This is a genomic window from Oribacterium sp. P9, from assembly GCF_046365365.1.
Taxonomy (GTDB): Bacteria; Bacillota; Clostridia; order Lachnospirales; family Lachnospiraceae; genus Oribacterium.
Genome location: NZ_JBKEIS010000047.1, coordinates 1 through 1,173 on the forward strand (window position 1 = coordinate 1; position 1,173 = coordinate 1,173).

Annotated in this window: 1 protein-coding gene; it reads left to right on the forward strand. The window is 53.5% G+C overall.

Annotated elements, in window-relative coordinates; translation table 11 throughout:
- The coding region (tnpC, locus tag ACK8P7_RS10925) for an IS66 family transposase (RefSeq protein WP_410044227.1) at positions 1–1,173 on the forward strand (1,173 nt) is incomplete at both ends.

Genomic DNA, 1,173 nt, shown 5'->3' on the forward strand with positions numbered 1-1,173 from the left:
CAAGCTTCCATCGAGAGACCTTCTGTGTCATCTTGATCAGGATGCGAAGATCTGCCCACAATGCGGCAACACCATGGAGCGTGTCGGCTGGGAGAAAGTCCGTACCGAACTGGAGGTCATTCCGGCTCAGATCCGCCTCGTGAACATCTATCAGGAGACGGTCCGCTGTCAGAAATGCTACGAAGAGACCGGATACGCAAGATTTGCCCGCGCCGCGGTTCCATCTCCGCTGATTCCGCACAGTCCGGCATCGCCGACGACCGTTGCGTATGTGATGTACCAGAAGTACATCAACTCCATGCCTCTGTACCGGCAGGAAAAGGAATGGAAACAGATGGGCGTATCGATCCAGCGTGCAACGCTGGCGAACTGGTGCATCTACTGTGGCAAGAAGTACATGAAGCCTCTGTACGATGCGCTGGTTAAGCACCTCCTCGAGCGAGAAGTCACCTGCGCAGATGAGACGCCATGCCAGGTGCTCAAGGAAGATGGTCGGACGGCTCAGCAGAAATCCTACATGTGGATCCACTGTTCAGCGAATCTCGATGGCCTGCCTCCGATCATGCTCTATGAGTACAATCCTTCACGGGCAGGATCGGTACCGCAGAACTTCTATCAGTCGTTCAGCGGCAAGTACTTCCTGGCAGATGGGTATCAGGGATACAATCATCTGCCGATGGGCGTCCTCCGATGTGGCTGCCTGGCACATTTCCGGCGTAAGTTCTATGACGCAATACCGTCAGAGGACCGCAAGAGTGGTAAGTCCAAGTCACCTGCCGCAAAGATCGTAAATCTCTGCTCGAAGCTGTTTGAAATCGAGCGAGGCTTCATCGATCTCAGCGCGGAGGAACGCAAAATCAAACGAGAAGCATCCAAGGAACACGAGATCTGGAATCAGATTTGGGAATCCCTGGATCAGATCTCAGCAAGCAAAACCAGCCTGCTGGGGAAAGCGGTGACGTATGCCCAGAATCAGAAACCGTACATGGAGAACTATTTCCTGGACGGCAGAATTCCGATTTCAAACAACTTCACCGAAAGCTGTGGTGCAAGACCGTATGCCGTGGGACGGAAAAACTTCTACTTCCACGATACACCGGCCGGTGCCGAAGCCAGCGCGATCATCTACAGCCTGGCGCAGACAGCAAAACTTAACAACCTGAGTGTCTTCAA